The 24099-nt window shown below is 68.7% G+C and carries 20 protein-coding genes and 1 tRNA gene; 14 read left to right on the top strand and 7 right to left on the bottom strand.

Annotated features, from left to right (window positions below; translation table 11 throughout):
- Nucleotides 1–43: 43 nt before the first annotated feature.
- Nucleotides 44–1090 (top strand): WXG100 family type VII secretion target, encoded by a 1047-nt coding sequence (locus tag ACOQFL_RS21800; RefSeq protein ID WP_435546073.1) that lies wholly within the window; start codon nucleotides 44–46, stop codon nucleotides 1088–1090.
- Between the two features lie 165 nt (nucleotides 1091–1255).
- Nucleotides 1256–4477: a glycosyltransferase gene (locus tag ACOQFL_RS21795; protein ID WP_435546072.1), complete on the top strand. Its 3222-nt coding sequence runs from the start codon at nucleotides 1256–1258 to the stop codon at nucleotides 4475–4477.
- Between the two features lie 52 nt (nucleotides 4478–4529).
- On the opposite strand, the gene ACOQFL_RS21790 is transcribed toward ACOQFL_RS21795, so the two are convergent.
- Nucleotides 4530–5774 (bottom strand): hypothetical protein, encoded by a 1245-nt coding sequence (locus tag ACOQFL_RS21790; RefSeq protein WP_435546071.1) that lies wholly within the window; start codon nucleotides 5772–5774, stop codon nucleotides 4530–4532.
- A gap of 246 nt (nucleotides 5775–6020) precedes the next feature.
- Here ACOQFL_RS21790 and ACOQFL_RS21785 point away from each other — a divergent pair, with 246 nt between their 5' ends.
- Both ACOQFL_RS21785 and msrA read left to right on the top strand, forming a co-directional pair.
- The gene (locus ACOQFL_RS21785) at nucleotides 6021–7370 is read left to right on the top strand and encodes an acyltransferase family protein (protein WP_435546070.1); all 1350 of its coding nucleotides are present in this window, start codon (nucleotides 6021–6023) and stop codon (nucleotides 7368–7370) included.
- 139 nt (nucleotides 7371–7509) lie between these two features.
- Nucleotides 7510–8166 carry a peptide-methionine (S)-S-oxide reductase MsrA gene (msrA, locus tag ACOQFL_RS21780; RefSeq protein ID WP_435546069.1) on the top strand — a complete coding sequence of 219 codons (657 nt, stop codon included), beginning with the start codon at nucleotides 7510–7512 and terminating at the stop codon, nucleotides 8164–8166.
- A gap of 248 nt (nucleotides 8167–8414) precedes the next feature.
- Here msrA and ACOQFL_RS21775 read toward each other — a convergent pair whose 3' ends face one another.
- The 3 genes from ACOQFL_RS21775 to ACOQFL_RS21765 form a co-directional block, all read right to left on the bottom strand.
- The gene (locus tag ACOQFL_RS21775; protein WP_435546068.1) at nucleotides 8415–9023 is read right to left on the bottom strand and encodes a lytic polysaccharide monooxygenase auxiliary activity family 9 protein; all 609 of its coding nucleotides are present in this window, start codon (nucleotides 9021–9023) and stop codon (nucleotides 8415–8417) included.
- A 509-nt stretch (nucleotides 9024–9532) separates the two neighbouring features.
- Nucleotides 9533–9607, bottom strand: a tRNA-Gly gene (locus ACOQFL_RS21770).
- A gap of 162 nt (nucleotides 9608–9769) precedes the next feature.
- Nucleotides 9770–10171 carry a PPOX class F420-dependent oxidoreductase gene (locus tag ACOQFL_RS21765; protein ID WP_435546067.1) on the bottom strand — a complete coding sequence of 134 codons (402 nt, stop codon included), beginning with the start codon at nucleotides 10169–10171 and terminating at the stop codon, nucleotides 9770–9772.
- Between the two features lie 279 nt (nucleotides 10172–10450).
- Between ACOQFL_RS21765 and ACOQFL_RS21760 the strand changes: the two genes are divergently transcribed.
- From ACOQFL_RS21760 to ACOQFL_RS21715, 10 genes are all read left to right on the top strand, one after another.
- The gene (locus ACOQFL_RS21760; protein ID WP_435546066.1) at nucleotides 10451–10888 is read left to right on the top strand and encodes a DUF983 domain-containing protein; all 438 of its coding nucleotides are present in this window, start codon (nucleotides 10451–10453) and stop codon (nucleotides 10886–10888) included.
- Nucleotides 10889–10999: 111 nt separating this feature from the next.
- Nucleotides 11000–12376 (top strand): sensor histidine kinase, encoded by a 1377-nt coding sequence (locus ACOQFL_RS21755; RefSeq protein WP_435546065.1) that lies wholly within the window; start codon nucleotides 11000–11002, stop codon nucleotides 12374–12376.
- A gap of 212 nt (nucleotides 12377–12588) precedes the next feature.
- Entirely contained in the window at nucleotides 12589–13497 is a 909-nt protein-coding gene (locus tag ACOQFL_RS21750) for a S49 family peptidase (protein ID WP_435546064.1), read from the top strand.
- Nucleotides 13498–14149: 652 nt separating this feature from the next.
- Nucleotides 14150–15073 (top strand): LytR/AlgR family response regulator transcription factor, encoded by a 924-nt coding sequence (locus tag ACOQFL_RS21745; protein WP_435546063.1) that lies wholly within the window; start codon nucleotides 14150–14152, stop codon nucleotides 15071–15073.
- A gap of 36 nt (nucleotides 15074–15109) precedes the next feature.
- Nucleotides 15110–15502 (top strand): hypothetical protein, encoded by a 393-nt coding sequence (locus ACOQFL_RS21740; protein WP_435546062.1) that lies wholly within the window; start codon nucleotides 15110–15112, stop codon nucleotides 15500–15502.
- Nucleotides 15499–17340, top strand: a complete 1842-nt coding sequence (locus tag ACOQFL_RS21735) for a sodium/solute symporter (RefSeq protein ID WP_435546061.1) — start codon at nucleotides 15499–15501, stop codon at nucleotides 17338–17340. The genes ACOQFL_RS21740 and ACOQFL_RS21735 overlap by 4 nt, the downstream gene beginning before the upstream one ends.
- Before the next feature lie 74 nt (nucleotides 17341–17414).
- A complete protein-coding gene (locus ACOQFL_RS21730) occupies nucleotides 17415–18119 on the top strand; it encodes an SDR family NAD(P)-dependent oxidoreductase (RefSeq protein ID WP_435546060.1) in 705 nt (234 codons plus the stop codon).
- 59 nt (nucleotides 18120–18178) lie between these two features.
- Complete coding sequence (locus ACOQFL_RS21725) at nucleotides 18179–18520, top strand: rhodanese-like domain-containing protein (protein WP_435546148.1); 342 nt, start codon at nucleotides 18179–18181, stop codon at nucleotides 18518–18520.
- Complete coding sequence (locus ACOQFL_RS21720; protein WP_435546059.1) at nucleotides 18517–19434, top strand: DUF4328 domain-containing protein; 918 nt, start codon at nucleotides 18517–18519, stop codon at nucleotides 19432–19434. The genes ACOQFL_RS21725 and ACOQFL_RS21720 overlap by 4 nt, the downstream gene beginning before the upstream one ends.
- 143 nt (nucleotides 19435–19577) lie before the next feature.
- Nucleotides 19578–20540: a DUF5926 family protein gene (locus ACOQFL_RS21715; protein WP_435546058.1), complete on the top strand. Its 963-nt coding sequence runs from the start codon at nucleotides 19578–19580 to the stop codon at nucleotides 20538–20540.
- Between the two features lie 453 nt (nucleotides 20541–20993).
- On the opposite strand, the gene ACOQFL_RS21710 is transcribed toward ACOQFL_RS21715, so the two are convergent.
- From ACOQFL_RS21710 to ACOQFL_RS21700, 3 genes are all read right to left on the bottom strand, one after another.
- A complete protein-coding gene (locus ACOQFL_RS21710; RefSeq protein ID WP_435546057.1) occupies nucleotides 20994–21554 on the bottom strand; it encodes a ferritin in 561 nt (186 codons plus the stop codon).
- A 232-nt stretch (nucleotides 21555–21786) separates the two neighbouring features.
- Nucleotides 21787–23256 carry an FGGY-family carbohydrate kinase gene (locus tag ACOQFL_RS21705; protein ID WP_435546056.1) on the bottom strand — a complete coding sequence of 490 codons (1470 nt, stop codon included), beginning with the start codon at nucleotides 23254–23256 and terminating at the stop codon, nucleotides 21787–21789.
- A gap of 11 nt (nucleotides 23257–23267) precedes the next feature.
- Nucleotides 23268–23957 (bottom strand): HAD family hydrolase, encoded by a 690-nt coding sequence (locus ACOQFL_RS21700; RefSeq protein ID WP_435546055.1) that lies wholly within the window; start codon nucleotides 23955–23957, stop codon nucleotides 23268–23270.
- Nucleotides 23958–24099: the final 142 nt, after the last annotated feature.

Here is a 24099-nt window from a genome sequence, read left to right as displayed (position 1 = left end):
TGTGACGGGCAGGGGGCTGTCCGAGAACGAAAGGCGGTGAGGCGTGGCTCAGCGAGCGGACGGCACGTCGGTCGATGGTGGAGCTCGGGCGGACCGCTCCGGTGCGGACGTCGAGGACGTGCCGGACTCGGAACTCCGCCCCGAGGGCGTGGAACCCGGCAGGATCCACGAATGGTTCCATCACGCGCCCGGCACCGACAGCATGGATCGTGCGGCCGAGAGCTGGAGCAGGGTCGCGGCCGAACACGGCGAGGCGGCCGAACGCATCGATGCCGCGATCGACAGGATCGGAGCCGTCTGGAGCGGTACCGCGGCCGAGGCGGTGCGGGACCGAGGCATGCGCGCCCGTGTCGCGGCCGACGACTCGGCGGGGTTCGCGGAGCGTGCGGGTGAAGCGCTGCGGGCGCAGAGTTTCGGCTTCAACGAGGCCAAGAAGCGGGTGGTCGAGGTGAACGGCCACTCACCCGCGGTGGGGGCCGCCGCGGAGCGGGGTGATCCCGGTGCTGTCGTCGACGACTCGGCGGCGATGGGTGAGAACCGGCTCGCGAACCAGACCGCCCTGCGGAATTACGGTGTGCAAACCACCGAGAACACCCAGGGGGTAACTCGGCTCGCCGAATCCTCGTGGGGCTCGGCAGCCGCACGGGGTACTGCCGCCGCCGCGCAACCGGGGGCCGCCTGGGATACCGAACCCGCGTGGGGCGCGGGCCCCGCACCGACCGAGCCGTCCGAATCGGACTCTGCCCGCACGAGGGGAAGCGACACCCCCGTCGGTTTCGGGGGAGAGGTCTCCGGCGCCCACCTTGCCGTCGGTGCGGTGGGGCTGGCCGCCAGTGGCGGTGCGGTACTCGGTGGTGGTGTGCTCGGTGAGCGGGTGACTGGGCGCGGAGGGATCAGCGGACGCGGCTTTCCCGGTTTCCCCGGTTCGAGCGCGCAGGACCGTGACGAGGACACCGAGCAGGAACCTCCGGAGCGAGTGACCGAGGACGAGGATCCCGACGAGCTGTTCGGCACGGCGCCGGGAGCCGTTCCCGCGGTGCTCGGCTTGCTGCCCGTCGAGTCCGAGGAACGGGAACCAGCGGCCGAGTGACGGCACGGGGAACGAACCAACGGGTTCTCGTCCCGTGACCGACCCGCTCCGGATCGCTTGCCGGGCGGGGGCAGAATTGGCTACACGGTTGCCGGTGGACGCGCTCGCACCGGTCGGGTGAGCGGCGGACTCGGACCGATGTCTCGTGCGTCGAAGGGGGGCCGAATGGGCGACAACGGTGATTCGGTAACGGAGCGTCCGCAACGGTTGATCGAGTGGACCGGGGAGCGGTGCGTTCCGTGGGCCGACGACGCACAGGTGATCTACGAGCACTACCACCGCTACGCGGTGGCGGCACGCCTCGCGCGTGGCAAGCGCGTGCTCGACCTGGCCAGCGGTGAGGGTTTCGGTGCCGCCATGCTCGCGACCCAGGCGGCCGAGGTCGTGGGGGTCGACATCGACAGCGAGGCGGTGCGCCACGCGGCGAGCAACTACACCGCCCCGAACCTGACGTTCCAGACCGGCTCGATCACCGATCCCGCGACACTGGCCGAGGCGGGAAACTTCGATGTCGTGGTGTGTTTCGAGGCGATCGAGCACGTGGCCGAGCACGACGCCGTGCTCCGGCTCGTTCGGGCCAGGCTCACCTCCGGCGGACTGCTGCTGATCAGCACTCCCGACACCGCCGTGTACCACCACGAGCACGGCAACGACAATCCGTTCCACGTCAAGGAACTCGCCGCCCCGCAGTTCGAGGCGCTGCTGCGTGACTCCTTCCGGCACGTGGCGATGCTCAAGCAGAACGTCGCCGTGGGCTCGCTGCTCACCCCGGCCGACCCCGGGGACCCCGACATGGCCGCCGACGGGGTGCGGCTGCAGACGCTGCGTCAGCTCGAATCGGGTGACTGGCAAGTGCGGCAGGGCGTGGGGCACACCTATCTGTTCGGGCTGGCCTCCGATCGGCAGCTGCCGCAGCTTCCCGCCGCGGCGGTGCTGCTGGACGCGGATCTCAAACTCGTCCGCGGTGATTCCGGGGAGGACAACCGCGAGATCGTCGAGCAGCGTGACGCCGCGGTGGCTGACGTCGCCCGGTTGAACGAACTGTGTCGCGCCAACCGGGCAGAAGCAGCGGAGTTCAAACGCACCATCGGTGAGCTGGAGTCGGCGCGGAGCACGGCCGAGGCCCGGGCCGTCGATGCCGAGCGGGAACGCGACGGTTTGCGCGCCGAGCTGCACCAGGCCCGGCTGCACGAGGAGCGCGAGACGACGCGTAACGAGTGGTTGCGCGAGACCGTCACCGAGCTGGAGTCCGAACTGGACAGTACGCGTCGCCGGGCGGCCGAGCTCGCCGAGCAGAACTCCGCCCTGGTGCAGCGCGCGGTGACGAAGTACCGAAAGGTGGTCGAACGCGTCGCGCCGCGCGGTACCACCAGGCGTGACGTCTACGAGGTCGCGATGGGCCGCGGCCCCTCCCACACCCAGGGGGCGGTCGAGCGGGACCCGGTCGCTGTGCCGTACGAGGAGCAGCCCGAGGTCAGCGTGATCGTGCCGGTGCACGGCAAGTGGGACTACACCAGGCAGTGCCTGCGCAGCCTGGCCGGGCACCGGGTGAGTATCCCCTTCGAAGTCATAGTGGTCGACGATACTTCCCCGGACGACAGTGCCGAACTGTTGCGGCGCTGTCCGGGCGTGCGGCTGGTGCGCACCGAACGCAATCTCGGTTTCGTCGGCGCCTGCAACCTCGGCGCCGAACACGCTCGCGGTCGTTATCTGTTCTTCCTGAACAACGACACCGAGGTCACCGAGGCCTGGCTGGACGAGCTGGTCGCCACGGCCGACTCCGACGAGCGAATCGGTCTGGTCGGCACCAAACTGCTCTACCCGGACGGGCGGATGCAGGAGTGTGGCAGTGCCGTGTGGTCCGACGGGACCGGATGGAATCTCGGCAGGCTAGGGGAGCCCGACGCGCCCGAGTACGCCGCGCTGCGCGACGTCGACTACTGCTCCGGCGCGGCACTGCTGGTGCGCCGTGAGCTCTTCGAATCGTTGGGTGGGTTCGACACCAGGTACTCGCCCGCCTACTACGAGGACACCGATCTCGCGTTCGGCGTTCGTGCCGCCGGTTTCCGCACCGTGGTGCAACCGCGGGCTGTCGTGGTGCACCACGAGGGGGTCTCCAACGGCACCGAGGTCGGTTCCGGCATCAAACGGCACCAGGAACTCAACCGCGGGGTGTTCGTCGAGAAGTGGCAGGACACCCTCCGTGAGCAGCACCTCCCGGAGGCCGGAACCCGCAACCTCTGGCTGGCGCGCGAGCGCGGCACGGAAGGACACTTCGGCCCGCTGGTGCTGGTCAAGGACCACCAGGTGCCGCGGCCGGACTACGACTCCGGGTCGTTGCGCATGTGGCGGATTCTGGAGCAGCTCACCGCCCTCGGTGCACGCGTGGTGTTCTTCCCCGACAACCAGGCCGAGCTGCGGCCTTACACCGAGGAACTGCGGCGCATGGGTGTCACCGTGCTCGCCCGGCCGGAACACCAGCACGCCTTCCTGACCGAGGTGGGTTCCGAGATCACGTTGGCGTTGCTGTCCCGCCCCCAGGTCGCCTGGAGCCTGGTCGAGCGGCTGCGGGTCGAGGCCCCGAGCGCGGTGATCGCCTACGACACCGTGGACCTGCACTTCGTCCGGCTGCGGCGGCAGGCGGAGCTGGCCGCGTCCGATGGGCGTGACCAGGATGCGGCGGCCCTGCGTCGCAGGTCCTTCGCCTCCCGGCAGTCCGAGATCGGCCTGGTGCGCAGTTGTGATGTCACGCTGGTCGTTTCGGGGGACGAGCAACGGACGTTGTCGGAGCTGGTCGACGACGTCGACGTGCGAATCCTGTCCAATGTGCACGAAGTGCGACGCGGTGTCGACGATCCCGCGGGGCGCACCGACGTGCTGTTCGTCGGGGGTTTCGACCATCCGCCGAACATCGACGCGGTGGAATGGGCGGTCCGCGAGATCATGCCGCTGGTGTGGCACCACTGCCCGCGAACCAGACTGCACATCGTCGGTAGCAACCCCCCTCCTGAGGTCACCGCACTACGGGGTGGGGGAGTCGAGGTGCACGGCTGGGTCGACGACCTCGCCGGGATCTACGACCGCACCAGGGTGACGTTGGCCCCGCTGCGGTTCGGCGCGGGCGTGAAGGGCAAGGTCGGTGAGAGTCTGGCCGCCGGGGTGCCGGTGGTCGGCACCCCCCTGGCACTGGAGGGCATCCGGCTCACCTCGGAGCGCGATGTTCCGGTCGCCGACGACGCGGCCGGGTTGGCCTCCCGCCTCGTGCGGGTGCTCACCGACGACGCCGAATGGCGCCGGTTGTCCGAAGTGGGCGGCAACGCGGTGGCCGAGCAGTTCGGACCGGAGGTGTGCCGGGAAACGCTGCGGGAACTGCTGGAAGTTCGTTGATCCTCCCCGGGCTGGGCGCCTCGCCCGGCCCGGGACCGTCACGCGAGCGGAGTCACTCGCGGATCGTCGGTGGGGTCTTCGCCAGCTGGTCGGTCAGCAGTTTCTCGAACAGCGCGCGGGCGTCGCCGGCCGGGGCGTTGACCGCCTGCACGTCCAGGATCACGGTCCAGCTGTGACTGGTGTATGCGGTGCGCAGCGTATCGCCCGAGGAGTAGACCTCGACGCCCTGGTAGGACAGCTCATCGATGACCGTAAGTGCCCCCTGCTGTTGGAGATACTTCCGGGTGAGCTCCCCCGCGGTCGCCTCGTCGGGCATCTTGATGGCGATCATCGTCGTACGCACCGGAACGCCGTTGGCGTCGGTTCCGGAGTAGCGACCGTTGACAATGCCGTTGTTGAGCGCGAACTCGCGCACCGGTTCGATCAGAGCGCCCGATTGCGGTCCGGACAGTGCCGTCCTGCCCAACGGCCCGTTGAAGGGATGGGGTTTCCCCTCGGGTGCCGGAATCAGCACCTCCTCCGCGTTGCCGGGCGCGGGTTTGGCAGCCGGTGGCTCCGGCAGCGGCGGAGTCGTCGAGGTGGGCGTCGAGCTGCTCGTGGCCTGTGGGGGAGTCGCCTGGGGCGTGCCTCCCGACAGGAAGTAGAACAGCACCGCGACGGCGACACCGACCACCAGCACTCCGCCGACGGACAACCCCACGGTCCTGCCCTTTTTGGAGGATTTGCCCACCGTCTCGAAGACCTCGGGGCCCTGTCGCATCCAGCTCGGATCACCGTGCTCGGGAGGAAAGTCCGAGTTGCCCCAGGGGGTGCCGCTTCCTCCGTTGCCGCCGCCCCAGGAGTACTGGCCCCACTGGAACTGCTCGCTGGGGCGCGCCTGCTGGTACTGCCCCTGGCTGGGCCAACCGTGTGGTGGACTGGGTGGCTGCTGGTGGTCCTGTGGCCCGCTCGGGGGCTGTGCTCCGGTGTTTCGTACCACCTGGGTGCTGTCGGACTGTCCGCCGACGTCTCCGCCGTACTGCTGCCAACTGAAGGCGGGCGGGAACGGATTCTGCTGGGCTCCCGGTTGTACCCCGTAGCCACCCGAGCTCTGACCGGGGTCGACGGAGCGCTGCGGCCAGGAGTGCTGCTCGCCCGAATCGGGCTGCTGTGCGGGGAAACCACCGGACGGACTGTCCGATTGTTCCGCTTGGGCACGGCCCAACACGGCATCGCGCCGTTGTCGGTACTCATCGGCGGAGATCCGTCCCGCCGTGAGTTCCGCGTCCAGTTGTTGCAGCTCGTCTTGCCAGGTCACCGCTGAGCCCTTTCCGGATTACGCCACCGCGCCCCGATCGCGGCCATTTCCATTCTCCCACTCGGTCGCGGGTTTTGTGGTCACTACCCGAAAACGATCCGTGTGAGCGGGCCGTCGCGCCGATACCGTTCTCCGGGAATCGCTCTGTGCGGTGCTCCCGCCCCGGCATCGCTCAACCGGATCACTCGAGTCCGGGCATCCGCTAAGCTACTCCGCGCCGCCGCAGTCGTATGGTGAGGTTCGGGGATGGGTGAACGCGTGCCACGCGCCGAACGCACGCCCCCCGAACGGTTCGCCCCGCCGAGCCACGGGTTCGCCTGGCTGCGGATGATCGGCGCGCTTGTCGTCATCTACGGCCACAGTTATCCGCTGGTCAGCGGTAACGACATGTTTCCCCCCGAATGGCCGGTCCAGCCCGATCACGGGCTGCTCATGGGGTTCTTCGCCATGAGCGGTTTCCAGATCACCGGCAGCTGGGTGGGTGATCCGCACCCCGCCCGGTTCGCGGCGAAACGAGTGCTGCGCCTCTGGCCGCCCATGCTGAGTGTCTCGCTCTTCGTCGCGCTCGTGCTCGGTCCACTGGTCACCACCTTGCCGTTGGCCGACTACTTCGCCACGCGGGAGAGCTGGGGCTACGTCGTCGGCAACACGGGGATGGTGACGTTGCGGCACCACCTGCCCGGGGTGTTCGCGAACAATCCGTGGGACGGCTCCGTGAACGGCTCGCTGTGGACGCTTCCCATGGAACTGATCGCCTACGGTGGACTGTGGCTGCTGTTGCTGGTGGGGGCGGCGCGCCGCCGCAGCCGCTGGTTGGCGGTGCTGGCCCTGGTGGTGCTGGTCGTCGTGGACCGCAGAATGGCGCACGCCCCGGGGCCGGAGTCCGCGGGATCGCTGCTGAGCGTACCCGTGGAGCCGTTGCTGTCCTTCCTGGTCGCCTTCGCCATCGGGGTCGTGCTGCGGCTCTACCCGATCCCCCGCTCACCGCTGGCCGCGACGGCGGGACTGCTCGCGTTGGCGAGCATGCCGATGAGCGAGGCCACCGCGTTCTGGATGACCCTCTCGGTCAGCTACGCGGTGATCGTGTTCGGGCACCACTGGCCTGCCCGGGCACGCGTTCCCGGAGTGTGGGTCAACGGCAGTTACGGCGTCTATGTCTGGGCCTTTCCGATCCAGCAGACCCTGGTGCTGGCCGGGGTCGGGAACCAATGGGTGCTGCTCGCCCTCGCCGCCCCGATCGCCTATGGGGTCGGCACGCTGTCGTGGAAGTTCGTCGAGGAACCCACCATGCGGCTGCGGCACTACATCGCGCCGCGTCGTGCACCGAGCACCGTTCCCACCGACGGCAGGCCCGTCGGGGAGGCGGGCGCCGCGCTGGTGGGCGCCACCGATCACCGGGATGCTCGGGAGGCGGGCTCCGCGACCATGGCAGGCGAGGGCCCACCGACCGAACCGATCGGCACCCTGCCGATGGTTCCGGTGGAGGGCGCGGAGGAGCGAACCGCGCCTGCCCTGCCTCGGGTACCGACCATCGACGACTCCGACAGCGAGAGCGGGGCTCCCGAACCACCCGACAGCTCCGTGAAAGACGGATGAGCGGTGGGCGAGTCCGCTTCTCCAACCGGCGATCCCTGGGCGGCGGTCCCCTGATCGGGCACTCCCCAAGCGGGCAACGCCTCCTGCCGTTCGTCCGCACAACCGTTCCCCGGGCGGCTCACCGCTGTAACCTCGGGGTATGGCACTGTTCGGCAACAAGACCCGCATGATCGAGCCCGCCGAGGCACTCCCGGGACGCTCAACTCCGCTGAACGTCCCCGAGCGGCACGCCGTGTATCCGGATCGCACCATTGTCGGTCCCTTCCCGGAGGGGACCGAACGAGCGGTGCTCGGCATGGGGTGCTTCTGGGGTGCGGAGCGGACCTTCTGGCGAACCGAGGGCGTCTGGACCACCGCCGTGGGTTACGCCGGTGGCCACACCCCCAATCCGACCTACGAGGAAGTGTGCAGCGGTATGACCGGGCACACCGAGGCCGTGCTCGTGGTGTTCGATCCGAAGGTGATCGACTACGCCGGTGTGCTCAAGGTCTTCTGGGAGAATCACGACCCAACCCAGGGCCTGCGGCAGGGCAACGACGTCGGTCCGCAGTACCGCTCGGCCGTCCTGACCGTCGACGAGCGCCAGCGCGAGGTGGCCGAGGCCAGTCGGGATCGGTTCCAGCGAGCGCTGACCGACGCCGGGCACGGCGGCATCACCACCGAGATCGCGCCGCTCGGTGAGTTCTACTACGCGGAGGGCTACCACCAGCAGTACCTCTCGGAGGGTAAGAACCCGAACGGCTACTGCGGGATAGGTGGGACCGGGGTCGCCTGCCCCACCGGGCTGGCCGTCTGAGTCCCCGGCGTTCCGACTCCGAAGCCACGCGGGGCGGCATTTCCCGCACCCGTCCGTGCCACCCCCTGGCGCGGCGATTTCGTGGGAAATTGACGCTCCCCGAAAGCCGGGTACCCATCCGGCCGGACGTGAGCCGTCCCGGCGCCGCAACGGTGGCGCCGGGACGGATTCTCGGTGGTCACGGTCGGGCTCCCGTCACGTCGTGCTCCCGAGACCCGGCCGTTCGCGGCGGGGGCGCCGCGTCGACGTCAGCTGAAGTTGACGTCCGAGCAGGTGTAGAAGGCGTTCGCGGTGTCCGCGACCTCCCAAACTCCGAAGATCAGGTGCTTGCCACTCTTGTCGCTGGGCAGCTGACCGGTGTGGGTAACGGTGAAGTCGGGCTGTGCACCGTTGTAGTCCACCGTGAAGAAGGGCTGCAACTCCAGGTCGCTGCGGGTCAGCCGCTCGCTCGGGTTGTAGCTGTCCTTCGTGATGAAGTAGCGGAACGACTCGGTGGAGTGCGCCGCGGTGAGCTCCCAGCGGAACTGCAGGCTCTGCCCCGCGCTCACGTCGGTGGCGGGCCAGTTGCCGTTGCGCGGCTCGTCGAGTTCGGAGAAGCGGCCGTTGCCGCCGCTGCAGAGCTGGCCGTCGGAAGGACCGCCCGAGGGGAAGTTACCCGGCCCTTCCACGCTCTGCGGCTCCCACTGGATGGACCCGCAGTTGCTGACCGTGCCGTCGGCGCAGTAAGCCTGCCTGCTCATCGGGTTCTGCGTGTAGCCGTGGCCGACCGCGGCACCCGAGGTGACCATGGGAAGCGCCAGCGGTACGACCGCGAAGGCCGTGATGCCGAGCGCCCGCTTGATCCGTTTGGTGAGCATGGGTACTCCCTTCGTTGCTCGTTGTAACCGGAAAAGCTACGGATGAGCTCGGGGCCGTCGTCAGCTCCGTTTCGCGTAATTCGAGGCGGATGATCACCATCACTTTGGTCCAGACCTCATAACAGGTTCTGGTCTAGACCTATAGGCCGAATGGCGTAGCGCGTCACTCTGTCAGGTGGGGAAAGTGCTCGTCTCTTGCGCCGCCGGGGGACTGCCCCGAGCACGCGGAGACGAGGGAGAACGTTCCTCGGGGCACGGAGATCGTCGATACCTCCGACCGGGAAACCGGACGATGCCATTCGCGAGTGAGTCACCGCCCGTCCCGCATGCCGCGGGTAGCTCCGGCGATTTCGCGAGAAATCGACGCCGCCCGAGCCGGGCCCCGCCAGGTCCTCACGAGTCTCGGAGCACATCGGAGCTCACCGCCGCTCGTGGTGCCGCGCGGAGTCGCCGTACGGGACCGAGGAAACGAAAAACCCGCCGGGTAGGCCCCGGCGGGTTTTTCGTGGTGGAGCGGATGACGGGATTCGAACCCGCGACCCTCACCTTGGCAAGGTGATGCGCTACCGCTGCGCTACATCCGCACGATCCGTATTTAACTCTCACACCGACCCGTCGGCCGCTGTGACAACTACTCTAACCCATGCCGGACGGACCCGGAAAAGGGGGGTCCGACATGGGCCTCACGCGTCCTCACGCGTGCCGGGAGTTCCGCGCGGTGCCCGTCACAGGGCGGAAACACTCGATCAGGACGGGCCCGCACGCGTCGGTTCGATGCGCAGTACTACCCGCTGTTCGGACCGCATGGCCGCGCGGTACTGCTCCCAGTCCTCGTGCTCGCCCGATATGTCGCGGTAGTACTCCTCGAGTAGCGGCATCGCCTCGGGCAGCCGCACGATCTCGGCTGTGCCGTCGACCTGGATCCATCTGCCGAAGAACTCGTCCGGCAGCACGCACAACCAGACCCGCCGGTCCCTGCCGATGTTGGCGACCTTGGCGGTGTTCGCCTTGGTGCTGACGGTGATTCGACCGCCGGAATCCACAGTGGCCAGTATCGGACTCAGCTGTGGTTCACCGTCCGAGCGTCGGGTGGCCAACACGGCGTGGTGCTGTTCACGCACGATTCCGCGTGCCCGGTCCAAATCCATCGAACCTCCCGGTCGTCGCTGCCCGAGAGCCGGTCCGGCGCTCCCGGAAGTGGCCCCGTGACGGTGCGCCCGCACCGCGGCTTTCGCCACGGGTTTCGAGGGTGTTCGGCATCACTCCCGACGGGCAACCCCACCTCGATTCCTCCGGAAGAGTAAAACCGCGGTCGTGTTCGGCGCATCCGCGGAACTCACGCGGTACGGTGGGATCACGGTTGCCGATCAAGCCGGTACGGGCCGTCCCTGGCCCGGATCGTGCCCGACCAGTGCGTGGAGGCGGTAATGAACCGCGCGGTACGTGGTTCCGACGGTCGGAGATGGACCCTCAAGACCAACATCGAGTGGAGTGATCCGCTCCAGGTCGACGAGTGGGAGCTCGATGTCAGCGGTGGTCGTTCCCCCGGGGTCGTGATGGGAACGATCGTGTTCGTGATGATCGCGGCGTTCCTCCTCTGGACCCCGGCCGGTGTGATCGTCCCCATCTGGGTGATTCTGGCGCTGCTCGTGCTGGTGCTGTTCTTCCCGGTCCGGTGGTTGGTGCGCAGGCCGTGGACGGTCATCGCGGACACACCCGGCGACACCGACGAGCACCCACCGGAGCGATGGGTCGGCGTCGTACGCGGTGCCTTAACGGCGCGGCAGGAAAGCGCGCGGGTGGCGCGCAACATCGAGCTCTACGCCGAGCCGGACATGAACGGAGCGCTGCAACCGGTGGAGTGATCGGCCGCCGTGTGGGGCAGCACGTCCAACGCCGAACCGCTCACCGACGAAACGGGCTCACTGGTCGTGATTTCCTTGATTCCGCGCGTGATGACCGTGAATATATGAAGTGTGCTCGAGCTGTTGACTGAGCGGACAGTGCTCACCGTGATCGCCGCGCTGGCCGTGCTCGGCATGTTCGTGATGTTGTGCCGTTCACGCCGAGTCAGCACGTCCAAGGAGGACGCGACGCTGGCGGCATTGCACAGCGTGACCAGCGCCGCGCCCCACCTGCGCCGTGGACTCGATCAGGAGTCCGCCGAAGAGACCGCCCCCCACCTGCGCTCCTTGCTGTCCTGCCTCGCGGTGGGGATCGTCGATCCGGAGGGGACGCTGCTCGCCTGGGACGGTGGTGCCAACCAGCACTACCGCGACATCACCGAGAGCATCGAGCGGGCCCTGCGCACCGGCAAGAGCGAGTACGTGGACCACTCCGACATCGTCTGCGACGAGCGTCCCTGCCTGATGCGGCACGTCGTGATCGTGCCGCTCGAAGTCGAGGGACTCAGCCGAGGGGCGCTGGTACTGATCACCGCGGGGGAGCGGAGCAGGTTGATCCGTGCCGCCACCGAGGTGGCCGAACACGTCACCTCGCAGCTGTGGCTGTCGGAACTGCAGGTGTCCCGACAGAAACTGGCCGAGGCCGAGGTCAGGGCGTTGCGGGCGCAGATCTCGCCACATTTCGTCTACAACTCGCTGAACACGATCTCCGCGCTGATCCGCACCGATCCGGACCACGCCAGGGAGCTGATCCAGGAGTTCGCCGACTTCACCAGATACTCCTTCCGGTCGAACGAGATGTATACGACCCTGGCCGACGAGATGCGCAACATCGACCGCTACCTGACGCTGGAATCCGCCAGATTCGGCCCGGAACGGTTGAACGTGCAGCTCAAAATCGCCCCCGAGGTGCTTCCCGTGGTGCTGCCCTTCCTGGCGTTGCAGCCGCTGGTGGAGAACGCGGTGCGACACGGTCTGGCGAAAAAACCGGGTGGCGGGAGGCTCTCGGTGGCCGCCGAGGACAACGGCAACGAAGCACTCATCAGCGTCGACGACAACGGAGTCGGCATGGACCCCCGGGAGCTGGAACTGGAGCTGGAAGGCAGCCACACCGAGGGGTCGCACGTCGGGCTGGGCAACGTCAACGACCGGATGCGCGCGACGTTCGGCAACGACTACGGGCTGGTTGTGGAAACCGAACGCGACGCGGGGATGAAGGTCATAATGCGGGTGCCGAAGTTCGCGCCCGGAGTCCGCCCTCTCGCACGTGAGCCGTTCGAGGAGATGGACTGTCCCGAGGTTCCTCCCGACCCCACCCCCGAGTCACGGCAGGAGGACGAGCGGGCCGAAGCCGACCACGTGGCTACCGAGGAACTCGGGACGGGGGACTTCGAAACGGAGGAGCCCGTCCGGGAAGTGATCTCCTCGGAGTCCTCCTCGGCGGGCTGAGACGCATTCGCGCGTCCTCGGATTCCCTCGGTCGGACCCGCGCGAGCGGCCCGCGGCACTCGGAGTTCCACCGGGCCGGGGTGCGTGGTCGGCCCTACCGCCTGCTCGCCACGTCCGATGAACGGGTGCGCGGGCGAGTGCCGCCACCCGGTTCGCGGTCCGTCGCGCGGTCGAGTCGTCAACAGTGCGTCCACCGGCAGTAACGTGGGGGCATGAACGACAAGTCCTCCCAGAAATTCACCGCCACGCTTTCGGACAAGATTTCGGAGAAACTGCCCGGAAAACTGGCCGAACGCGCCGAACGGGGGCCGGTGGTGCCAGTGGTCAAACTGCACGGCCCGATCACGCCCACGCCGTCACCGGTGAGCCGCCCCTCCATATCGCTGCACACCGTGGAATCCGCACTCACCCGTGCGTTCTCCTTCGATCGGCTGTCCGGCGTGGCGCTCGTCATCAACTCACCGGGCGGTGCCGCCACGCAGTCCGCCCTGGTGGCCGAACGCATCCGGAGTCTGGCCGCCAAGAAGGAGGTGCCGGTGCTGACCTTCTGCGAGGACGTGGCCGCATCCGGGGGGTACTGGCTCGCCTGCGCCGGGGACGAGGTCTACGCCCACGCGAGTTCGATGGTTGGCTCCATCGGCGTGGTCAGCGCCGGCTTCGGGCTGGAGGAACTCATCAGGCGGGTCGGGGTCGAACGCCGGGTGCACGCCGCGGGCCAGCACAAGACTCGCCTCGACCCGTTCCGCCCCGAGAACGCCGAGGACGTGCAGTGGCTACAGGGGATGCAGCAGGAACTGCACATCCAGTTCGCGGACTGGGTGCGGCAGCGTCGCGGGAACTCGTTGGACGAGTCCACCGAGGACCTGTTCTCCGGGGAGGTCTGGACCGGAAGGCGAGCCAAGGAACTGGGCTTGGTGGACGGACTCGGCAACCTGCGTGACGTGGTGTCCCAGCGGTTCCCCGAGGCGCACCTGGTGTCCGTGGAACCGCGCAAACCGCTGCTGGCACGGTTGGGAATGACCGGGCCCGCCGGTGGGACGCAGGGGTTGGCAGCCGGGATGGCGCAGGCGTTGTTCGAGACCGCCGAGAACAGGACCCTGTGGTCCCGCTTCGGGTTGTGAGGCAGTGCATCGGTACTTGCGTGCCTGGCCGGTTAGCCGGCACGTGAGTCGGCGCCTTGCGGCGTTGGGCCGGCTCTTGAGTAGCGACCTACGCGGCGAGCGGCCCGGCCTTGCAATGCATCCGACTCACGCACCGGGGACACGACGCTGCGCTTCTCATGGTTGCGATACCGGGCCGGTGCCGGTTCGGACCAGTTACGGGTGCCCCGACCTCGGGTAGCGACCTACACAACGTCGGGGCCGTCCTCGCGAGAGCCGCACGGGAGAACCCGCGGCGGTGCCGACTGCGAGGGTGGTCGGGGCTCGCCCTGCGAGGGTGATCGGAGTTCGGCACTGCGGCGTAGCGGCGCGGCGATTTCGCGAGAAATTGACACCGCCCGAACCAGGCTCCGACGCACGCACCGGACCGTTGCGGCACGCGCGGTGGTTTCCCTCTGACGAGGGAAAATTGGCGAAGTGTTGCAACGATCGTGCGAATGCGGCCATACCCACCCGGCGAAATGTGAATGCGGGGGCTTAGGTTGAATGCGGTGAGTGTGCACACTCACCCGCGGTCGGTTCGTTCCGGACGGTTCCGCGGGCGGACTCCACGACCTTCACTGGAGTCGGCCGTGGACAGTGCCCGGTGTGCTCGGGAGGATTGGGCGTTGCCGTGAGTACCCCATATCGCATCAACGGTTCCCGTGGTCGCGTCGAACGCGCCGGTTCCGGTACCGGCGGTTCGGACGCCGGTGGGCTCGTCGTGCTCGTCGTCGACGACGAGGAGCCGGGAATCACTACGACCCGTGACATGCTCAACGGCAATTCACGGGTCGGCAAGGTGCTGACCGCCTTCGACGCCGCCGAGGCGCTGCGGCTGCTGCGGCAGGACAACCCGGATCTCGCCGATCGCCCCTCCGACGCGCCGCTGGTCGACGCCGTTTTCATCGACGTCGCGATGCCGGGACTGACCGGAATGGACCTCGCCAGGGTGCTCTTCTCGTTCGAGAACGCCCCCGCCCTGGTGTTCATAACCGCCCACGGGGAGAACGCGCTGGAGGCGTTCGACCTGGGAGCTATCGACTACGTCATGAAACCGGCCAGCCCGGAACGGATGGAACGGGCGCTGCGCAAGGTGCAGCGGATCAGCACCCCCGTGGAGGGGGCCTCCGGCGATCGTGCGGCGTTGAACGCCGGATCGACCGGTGCGGCGCTCGAATCGGGCGGGCAGGACGACCACTCGGTTATCCCGGTGGAGCTCGGCGGTACCACTCGCCTGGTGCAGCGTTCCCAGGTGCGCTGGGTGGAGGCCCAGGGGGACTACGCGCGGCTGCACACCGAAGAGGGCTCCCACCTGGTGCGGATTCCGCTCGCGCAGTTGGAGGAGAAGTGGGCGGACGCCGGCTTCGTCCGTATCCACCGGTCCTATCTGGTCTCGTTGAACCTCATAAACGAGCTGCGCATGTCCTCCTCGGGATATTCGGTGTTGATCGCGGGAGGTCAGTACCGCGAGACTCGTGAACTGCCGGTCAGTCGCAGGCACACCAGGGAGCTCAAGGACCGGCTGGTGCGGTCACCCCGCCCACCCCGGGAATGACCCAGCGGGCCATCACTTCGAAGAGGGTCGACGAACGTGACTTCCAGCAGAACATCCGCCTCGCAGCAGCGTCCCCCACGTCGTAAGCGGGTCGTGCTCGCGGACCGGCGCGGCGAACGCCGGGTCCCCCGCACGATCATCGATCTGGAGGACCAGAGCAGCATGGGCGAGGCGATGGTGCGTGGGTTGGTGCGGGCCCAGCTGCGTACCTCGCTGCTGCTGGCCGGCATCAGCGTGCTGGTGCTCGGTGGACTTCCGGTGCTGTTGCGCTGGGTTCCCGTTCTCTCGGAGATCCGGTTGTGGAACATCCCGCTGCCGTGGCTCGTCCTCGGGGTGCTGCCCTTCCCGTTCATCCTGCTGATCGGTTACACGGCCACTCGTGCGGCGGAGCGGCACGAACGCGAGTTCGCCGAGTTGGTGCAGCGGTGAATCCATGGGCTCTCGGCGGTGTCGTGCTGATCGCCGTCGGCACGTTCGGACTGGCGGTATGGGGCTCGCGCGGTGCCCGCACCACCTCGGACTTCCTGCTGGCCAGACGCATGGTCGGTGTGGAGCGCAACGCCGCCGCGATCGCGGGTGAGTATCTCTCCGCCGCGTCGTTCCTGGGAATCGCCGGGCTGCTGCTCAAGGACGGCATCGAGGCGCTCTGGTACCCCATCGGCTACACGGCGGGCTTCCTGCTGCTGATCCTGTTCGTGGCCGCACCGCTGCGTCGTTCCGGTGCCTACACCTTGCCGGACTTCGCGCAGGTCAGGTTGGACTCAGCTCGGGTGCGCACCCTCGCCACCGTGTTGGTGGTGCTCATCGGTTGGCTGTACCTGGTGCCGCAGCTGCAGGCGGCGGGCGTGACCCTGTCCACGGTCACCGGTATCTCCTATGCGGGCGGCATCGTGTTGGTGGCGATCGTGGTGCTCGCCGGGGTCCTCAGTGGCGGGATGCACGTGGTGACCCTGGTGCAGGCGTTCCAGTACGGCGTCAAGCTCTTCGCGATAGCGGTGCCCGTCTTCGTGCTGTTCTTCGTGTTTCTCGGGGACGACGCGCAGCACCGACGTGGGTTGGACGAACCGACTCCGCCGGTGTTCGAGCGGCCCACCACCGTCCACATCGAAACGGACGTGCGGTTGCGCGTCACCAGTGCGGTGTGGGTGAAGGTGCTCTCCGGTCCCGGCCCGGAACGACTCAGCGGGCCGGTGCGGCAGGACGAGCCGAGTGGCGGGACGGTGTACCTCACCCCCGGGATGCACTCGGTGAACGCGGATTCCGAGCTGCGTTTCCCCGCGGGCAGCGCGGTTCCGGTGGTCGCCGACGCGGAGCCGAACAACCGCGCCTGGCTGTCGCCGCAGGACGGTGACTCCTACGAGCTCTTCGAGACCTATTCGCTGATCCTGTCGACCTTCCTGGGGACGATGGGCCTGCCCCACGTGCTGGTGCGGTTCTACACCAATCCCACGGGGCACAGCGCCCGGCGCACCGCGCTGGTGGTGCTGGGCCTGCTGGGGTTGTTCTACCTGTTCCCGACCGTGCTGGGCGTGCTTTCCCGGTTCTACGTGCCGCAACTGCTGGTGACCGGGGAGACCGATGCCGCTGTGCTGTTGCTCCCGACGGCGATGCTGCAGGGATGGCCGGGGGAGCTGGTGGGAGCCATCACCGCGGCGGGCGCCTTCGCGGCTTTCCTGTCCACTTCCTCCGGGCTGGTGATGAGTGTGTCCGGGGTGTTGTTCACCGACCTGCTGCCGGGCAAGCTCTCCAACTTCAGGCTCGTGGCACTGGGCTCGTGCATTCTGCCCGCCGCGCTGGCCGTGATCGCCATCGGCCGCGACATCTCGCAGAGTGTCGGGTTGGCTTTCGCCATGGCCGCTTCCACGTTCTTCCCGCTGTTGGTGCTCGGTATCTGGTGGCGCGGGCTCACCGCGGTCGGAGCGATGAGCGGTCTGGTCGTGGGGGGTGGTCTCGTGCTGCTGGCGGTGCTCATCGGTGCGTTCCTGGGCGACGGCTACGGATGGTGGTCCGCTGTGCTGCTGCAGCCCGCCGCGTTCACCGTTCCGCTGGCCTTCGCGGTTACGGTGCTGGTGAGCAAGCTGACCGCTCGAAGAGTTCCCGAGAACACCGGTCGCGTCATGCTGCGCATGCACACCCCGGACCGGCTCGGCTTCACGCGGGACCGCTCGGCTGACCACCACGCCGCCGAGCAGCACAGCCCAGCGACCGTCCCGAACCGATCCAACGGTCGGCACCGCCTCAGGCGCGGCAGGCGTCGTCGCCGTTGAGCGCGAGGCTCCGCTGGGGCAGGCAACCAGATGGAACCTGGCCGGATTCTCCCCGCGGTGGGCAAGCTGGCCCCATGACGACACTGATCACCGGAGCGAACAAGGGGCTGGGGTTCGAGACCGCCCGTCGGATGGTGGAAGCCGGGCACACCGTCTACCTCGGCAGCAGGGATCCGGAGCGCGGTCGGACGGCCGCCGAGCGGCTGGGCGCCAGGCCACTCGTCCTCGACGTCACCGACGACGAGTCCGTCGCGGCGGCGGCGAAGACCGTCGCGGCAGGCGGCGGGCTGGACGTGCTGATCAATAACGCCGGTGTCGAGGGGCGCACTCCGGAGGGGAACGTGATCCCCGCGGCGGAGGTCACCGCCGAGATGATGCGCGGTCTGTTCGAGACCAACGTGTTCGGCATCGTGCGGGTGACCAACGCGTTCCTGCCGTTGCTGCGCCGTTCCGGCGCCCCCGTGGTGGTCAACCTCAGCAGTGGGCTGGCCTCCTTGGAGCGGATGACCAACCCTGACACACCGGCCCACGCGTATCCGGGCATCGCCTATCCCGCCTCGAAGACCGCCGTCAACATGATCACCGTGCAGTACGCGAAGCAGTTGCCGGAGATGCGGATCAACGCGGTCGACCCCGGTTACACCGCGACCGAGCTGAACCACAACACGGGGACCCTGACCGTCGAACAGGGCGCCGAGATCATCGTCCGCATGGCGCGGATCGGTGCTGACGGGCCGACCGGCGGCTACTTCGATGCCGAAGGTCCATTGCCCTGGTGAGGCCCGGCCCGTTATCGACGAGGCCGGAAAGCTGGCAGTATCGGGGTGTGACTACACCGATGCACGGCCGCGTCCCCGAGGTGGCCCCCGAGGAACTGCCGACACAGCTGCCCGAGGGTGCGCTGCTGGATGTGCGGGAGAACGACGAGTGGTCCGCCGGGCACGCCCCGGACGCGGTGCACATTCCGATGAACGAGATCCCGCAGCGGCTGGACGAGATTCCCGAGGCCGACCAGCTCTACGTGATCTGCCGCTCGGGCGGGCGCTCCTCCAAGGTCACCGCCTACCTGAACGCAGGCGGCTGGGACGCGGTCAACGTCCAGCGGGGAATGAACGGCTGGTCCGCTCTCGGCCGCCCGCTGGTGTCCGAGGAGCCGAATACGGAACCATACGTGCTGTGAGGAGCTACCCACCGGCATCCGGCCCACCGATGGAATGGACGGCCACCCCACCGGGCGGCCCCCGGCAGCCGCGCCGACCGCACCGCAGGCGGCCCTACACCGGCCCGCCGTCCTACCCGGCCCCGCCGCGTTGGGGCTTCCCGCCGCTGGCGTGGCGCTGGCCGCTGGCACTTCCCACGAACGGGCGGGCCGATCCGGCCGAACGGGTCGCCTCGCTGTCGGTCACCGCGGTCGCCACGCTCTGGATCACGGCGGTGCTGGGCAGCGCCGCGGCAGCCGCCGAGCTCTGGCGGTACGTGCTGCTGCTGCGCAGCGCGAGCGGTGCGCTGAACGGGACGGTGCTGGCGGTCTCGGATGCGCTCGTGGCGACCGCGGGGATCATGACCTGGTTGTTCGGGGTGCTTGGCGGGGTCTTCGGGGTGCTGTGGGCACTGCGGGCCCGGGAATACGCGCATCGGCGTGCCGCACTGCGCCCTGCGCGACCGGACTGGCAGGTGGTGGCCGGTTTCCTCGTGCCCGGGCTCAACCTGTTCGTGCCCGGATCGGTGCTGGCCGAACTGGAGCATGCCACGCTGCGCGGCATCGGCGAGGCGGACGGGCGGGTGCGTCCCGCTCCGTCGCGGATGGTGAAGCTGTGGTGGGGCGGTTGGTGCCTGAGTCTGCTGCTGGGCTGGACCACCCTGCTCTGGGGGCTGCGGGACAGCGCGCAGGCGCTGGCCGACGGGGTGCTGCTGCACGCCGGATCCGACCTGGCGCTGACCGGAGTGGTGGTGCTGTCGATACTGGTGATCAAGCGGTTCAACCGGCTGTTGCTGCCGCCGGACCCGACGACCTCCCGGCCCATGCGGGTGGGGCGGGTGACCGGCGCCCCGGAACCCCCACGCGCTCCCCGACCCCCGCACGCGGTGCGCTGAGTGACTCGGTGGTCCTGCTGCCGCGTCCTCCGGGCCCGCGCGGCGGTGCCGGGACGTGTCGGTGCGGTGGCGCGGGAATCGGAGTGTGAAACAGTGCGTACCCGAGCACAGCAAGTCCAGACAAGCACTACCGGGAGACAGACTTGAGCGAACGCACCGAAGCACAACAACGTCCCGATGCCGAGATACCGGTGGTCGGTCGCAGGCAGCCGTGTCCGTGCGGTTCCGGCAAGCGCTACAAGGCGTGCCACGGCGCGTCCGGCGGACAGAGCAAGATCAAGGTCACCAGGCCGTTCGAGGGGCTCGCGGCCGAGTGTGAACTGGTCGCGCTGCGCGAGTTCGTGCCCTCGGCGACGGCGGTGCTGCCCCGCACCTCCGGCGAGCGCGAGATCGAACTGGCCACGGTGTTGCCGATGGCCGCGGCCGCCCTGGTGCGTACCGACGGCAAGGCGTTCGTCGGGCTGCAGGTGCAGACCAAGTCCGGTGACATCAGCAGGGACCTGGCCCGGGCAGTGGAGTGGGCGGAGACCGCCGAGCCCGGCAACTCGCTGTCCGCGATCGGGCCGGAGGACGCACCGGAGGGCACGATTCCCAACCGGCTGCAGGACCTGATGGACACCGAGGCGCAGCTGGACGTGCGGATACACGAGGACTTCTCGTGGTGGATGCCGGAAGGCGTGGAGGCTTCGGGCGAGGTCGCCATGTCGCTGGAGCGGGCCAACGCCGCGATCATGCCCACCCGCGAGTTGGAGACCGAGGGCGTGCACGCCGCCTACTGGGTGGACGCGACCGACCGTGCCCATCTGCGCTGGGTGCGTCCCGAGCCCGAGGAGAAACTGATCTCGGCGATGGCCCGGCTGTCGGCGCGCGGTGAGCTGGCGCTGGACGAGGACAGCCGCTACGCGGGCTCGTTCCGGGCACACGGCCTGTTGGTGCCGGTGTGGGACCTGGACCGCGAGAAGCACCACCGGGAGTGGGAGGAACCCGCGGCCGCGCTGGGGCAGCGGTTGGACGAAGCGCTGGCCTCGCTGGAGGAGCAGGGCTTGGACGCGGCCGAGCGGCGTGCACGGGACGGACTTCGCGGGCGGCAGATCACCATTCGTTAGTGCCGCCGGGGTGGCCCGGTTTGCTCGGGTGGTCGCTTGGCGGAACCTCACGCACGGCTCTCGCTGCGGGGAGGCCCGACATCGAGTAGGCACCTACGCCACGTCGGGCCTTCCTCGCGAGAGCCGCACGCGAGAACCCGCAGCGGTGCCGGTGGCGAGGGCGACCGTAAGCGACTGGCGCCGCTTGGCGTAACTCGGTTTTTTCGGTCCGGTCGGGACTTCGGCCCGGGGCGTGGTGGGAGCTCGACACCGTGCCGAGGGCGCGGCGATTTCGCGGGAAATTGACGGAGTCCGGGCCTTCCCGCTGCTCGGGGGTGTCAATTTCGCGCGAAATCGACACCCCTGAGACCGCCGTCGGGAAGCGACCGCTACAGCGAAGCAGCGAGAGCCCGCGAGAGGTTCCGCCACACGACCAGCTACGGCGACCGAGCCGACACAATGCTTCGCGGGATCTCAGAGGGCGCCGCCGGCGGCCTCGGGCGCGGATGAGTCCGCACCGTCGTCGCCCACCTGTTCCCGGGCGAGGAAGTTCTCCACCTCGAAGAGGTTGCCGTTCGCGCGGTCGACCACGGTCAGCAGGGTGGACATCTGCGAGACCTCCTCGACCTGCTCCTTGAGGAACCACTGCATGAACTGCTCGCCGATGTAGTCGTCCTCGGCACGCGCGGTCCGGGCCAGCAGCTCGATCTCCCGAGTGACCTCGCGCTCCTGTTCCAGCGCCAGAGCGACGAGTTCACGTGCCTCGTTGAACTCGTTGCGTACCTCGTCGACCGCGGGAATGTGCACGGAAATGTCGTTGTCCATCAGGAACCGCACGATCATCATGCCGTGATTGCGCTCTTCCAGTGCTTGCTTGTAGAAGTGCGCGGCGAGGCGGGGAAGATCGGTTTTGTCGAACCACACCGCGAGTGCGATGTACTGTTGCGAGGCATTGAACTCGCTGCGCACCTGCTTCTGCAGCAGTTCGTGGAACTTGGATTCGTGTTCTTCCGGTTTGGCTGCCTTCAAAGTCATACCACGAATGTACGCCTTTTGGTTCGCGGTGTTTTTATCAGGGTTTCCTCAAAAAAGTTCGCCTGCCCTCAGAAAAGTTCGGCCAGCCTCAGAAAAGTTTGGCTTTCCTCGAAAAGGTTAGGCTCGGCGAATTGAGGTTAACCTCAGCGAAGTGACCCGTGTCGCCGAAAGCGAAGCGGCCCCGAGTCTCGCACGAGGAATTCACCGCCCGGGCGGCCCCGGGCGGAAGTCGTCACGATAGCCATCCCCTGCCGCGCAGCTCGGCGTGGAACGCCTCGTAACTCTCGGCGAGCCGCGTCACCTCGCCCGGCACCGGTTCCACCGACTCCGCGTCCGGGGTCATGGCCGCGGCGGCGCTCCCCAGATTCGGGTGGATCGTTCCGGAGGCCGCGAGCAGCGCCGCTCCCAGCGGCGTACCGGCCCGGGGAACCCGCAGCACCGGTTCGCCGAGCACCGAGGCGCGGATCCGGCACCAGGTGAGGCTGCGGGCGCCACCCCCGGCCGTGCGGATCGGTCCGGTCACGGGCGCGCCGAGCGAGTCGAGCCGCCGCAGCGCCAGTTTCTCGCAGAACGCCACCCCCTCCAGCCGCGCGCGGTGCAGCTCCACGCTGTCGCCGGGCTCGCCCGACAGGAAACCCCGTGCCCGCTCGTCGGAGAACGGGAAACGCTCCCCCTGCCTGCGCAGCGGGTAGCACAGCACGCCCGCCGGGCCGCGTGCCGCGGCCGCGCGGTCCAGTTCGGCCAGCTCGTCGGTCACCTCGGCCAGGGCCTCACCTCCGGTGTTCGACGCCCCTCCTGGCAGCCAGCCGCCCTCGGGGTGCCGGTGGCTGTAGACCACGCCGGTCGGGTCGTGCACCAGTTCCGCCGAGACAGCCTTGAGTACCAGGGTGGTTCCGAGGACGGTGACCACCCGCCCGGTGTCCACCGCCCCGGCGGCGAGTTGCCCGGCACAACCGTCCGTCATCCCCGAGCGCACCTCGCAACCCGCCGGTAGGCCGGTTTCGGCGGCGGCTCGCCGGGACACCTCGCCCAGTGGACGGGCCGGTGCCACCACCTCGGGCAGCCGCGCGGCCGCAACGCCGACCGAGTCCAGTGCCTCGTGCACCCACTGTCGGCGCAGCGGGTCGTAGCCGCTCTTGAGCGCGTGGCTGCTGTCGGTGGCCACCGGGTGCCCCACCAGCCGTTCGGCTATCAGGTCCGGGGTGTGCAGCAGCCTGGCCCCGGTGTCCTCGGTGCGTTCCGCCAGCAGCGCCAGGTGTGCGAGTCCCGAGGTGGCCGACGGGGTGATTCCGATGTCGTCCCAGCGTCCGGCTCCGGCGCGCCGGGCCCGCGCGGCGTGCTCGGCGCCGCGGCGGTCGTCATACATGATCGCCGGTGTCACAGGTTCCGCCGCGCTGTTCACGGCCGTGACTGTGCCCGAGGTGGCGCAGACGGCCAGGGCCGTGATCGCGCGGCTCCGGTCGCCGAGTTCGGCGGTGCAGCGTGCCAGCGTGTCGCGCACGGCGGGCCACCACCTCCGGGCGTCCTGTTCGGAGGAACCGTCGGCACCGTGCACCGGCCGTGGCAGGGCGGTGGCGGCTGTCGCCGCGAGTTCGCCCCCGCCGTCGCGTATCTCGACGCGCACCTCGGCCGTGGCGATGTCCACGCCCGCGACCAGCGGTTCGGTGACTCCGGTGTGGCGCACTGCCGTTTCGGTGCTCAAGGTCGTGTCCTTCACAGCCGTTCCAGTGCCGCGGGCAGCTCGTCGAGTGAGCGGATCACGGCGTCCGGTTCGGCCAGCTGCTCCGAGGTCGGGTGGGGAGGGGCCTCACCGCGTGTGATCCAGACGCTGCGCAGCCCCACCCGTTTCGCGCCGCGCACGTCGGTGTCCAGTCGATTGCCGACGTGTACGGCCTCGGCGGCGGAGACACCGGCGTGATCCATGGCGTACCGGAAGATCGCCGGGTCCGGCTTCTCTGCGCCCACCGTCTCCGAGATCGCCCAGACGTCGATGTGCTCGGCTATCCCGTCGCGGCGCAGTGCTTCCACCACCAGTTCTCGTTGATTGGCCACTATGGCCAGTCGGTACGTGGCGGCGAGGGTGCGCACGGTGGGCAGCACTTCCGGGTAGAGGGCACTCGGAGGGTATTCCCAGTAGCTCTCGGCCAGCTCGGACAGTCGTTTCCGGTCGTCCGGGGTGAGGAAGTGTTCCGCGATCGCGGTGCGCAGCGAACCCGCCTGGCGTTGTCGCTGTTCGTCGTAGACCCGTTGGAACGTCTCGCGGTCGATCTCGGATCCGGCGAGTTCGCGGGTGGCCCGCAGCAGCGCGTCGCGGTAGATCGCGTCGTCGTAGATCGGCCCGCCCACGTCGAGCAGCACCAGTTCGGTGGGGGCGGGCCGATGGTCGTGGTCTTCGCTGGTCATTGGCTCTCGTCGTGTGTTCGGGGCAGCGGGTGTGTGGTTCGCTCGATTCGTCGGTCACCAGGATCGCGCATGCGCCTTCGGTCCGGGGGCACCGAGTCGAGCGGCGCGTGTGACGGAGTACGCCACACGCGCCGCCTCGGGG

The sequence above is a fragment of the Actinopolyspora sabaoui genome (genome assembly GCF_051225635.1).
In the GTDB taxonomy this organism is placed as follows: Bacteria; Actinomycetota; Actinomycetes; order Mycobacteriales; family Pseudonocardiaceae; genus Actinopolyspora.
The sequence above is the reverse complement of the archived record's forward strand: the minus strand, read 5'-3'. Positions and strand labels throughout refer to the sequence as shown.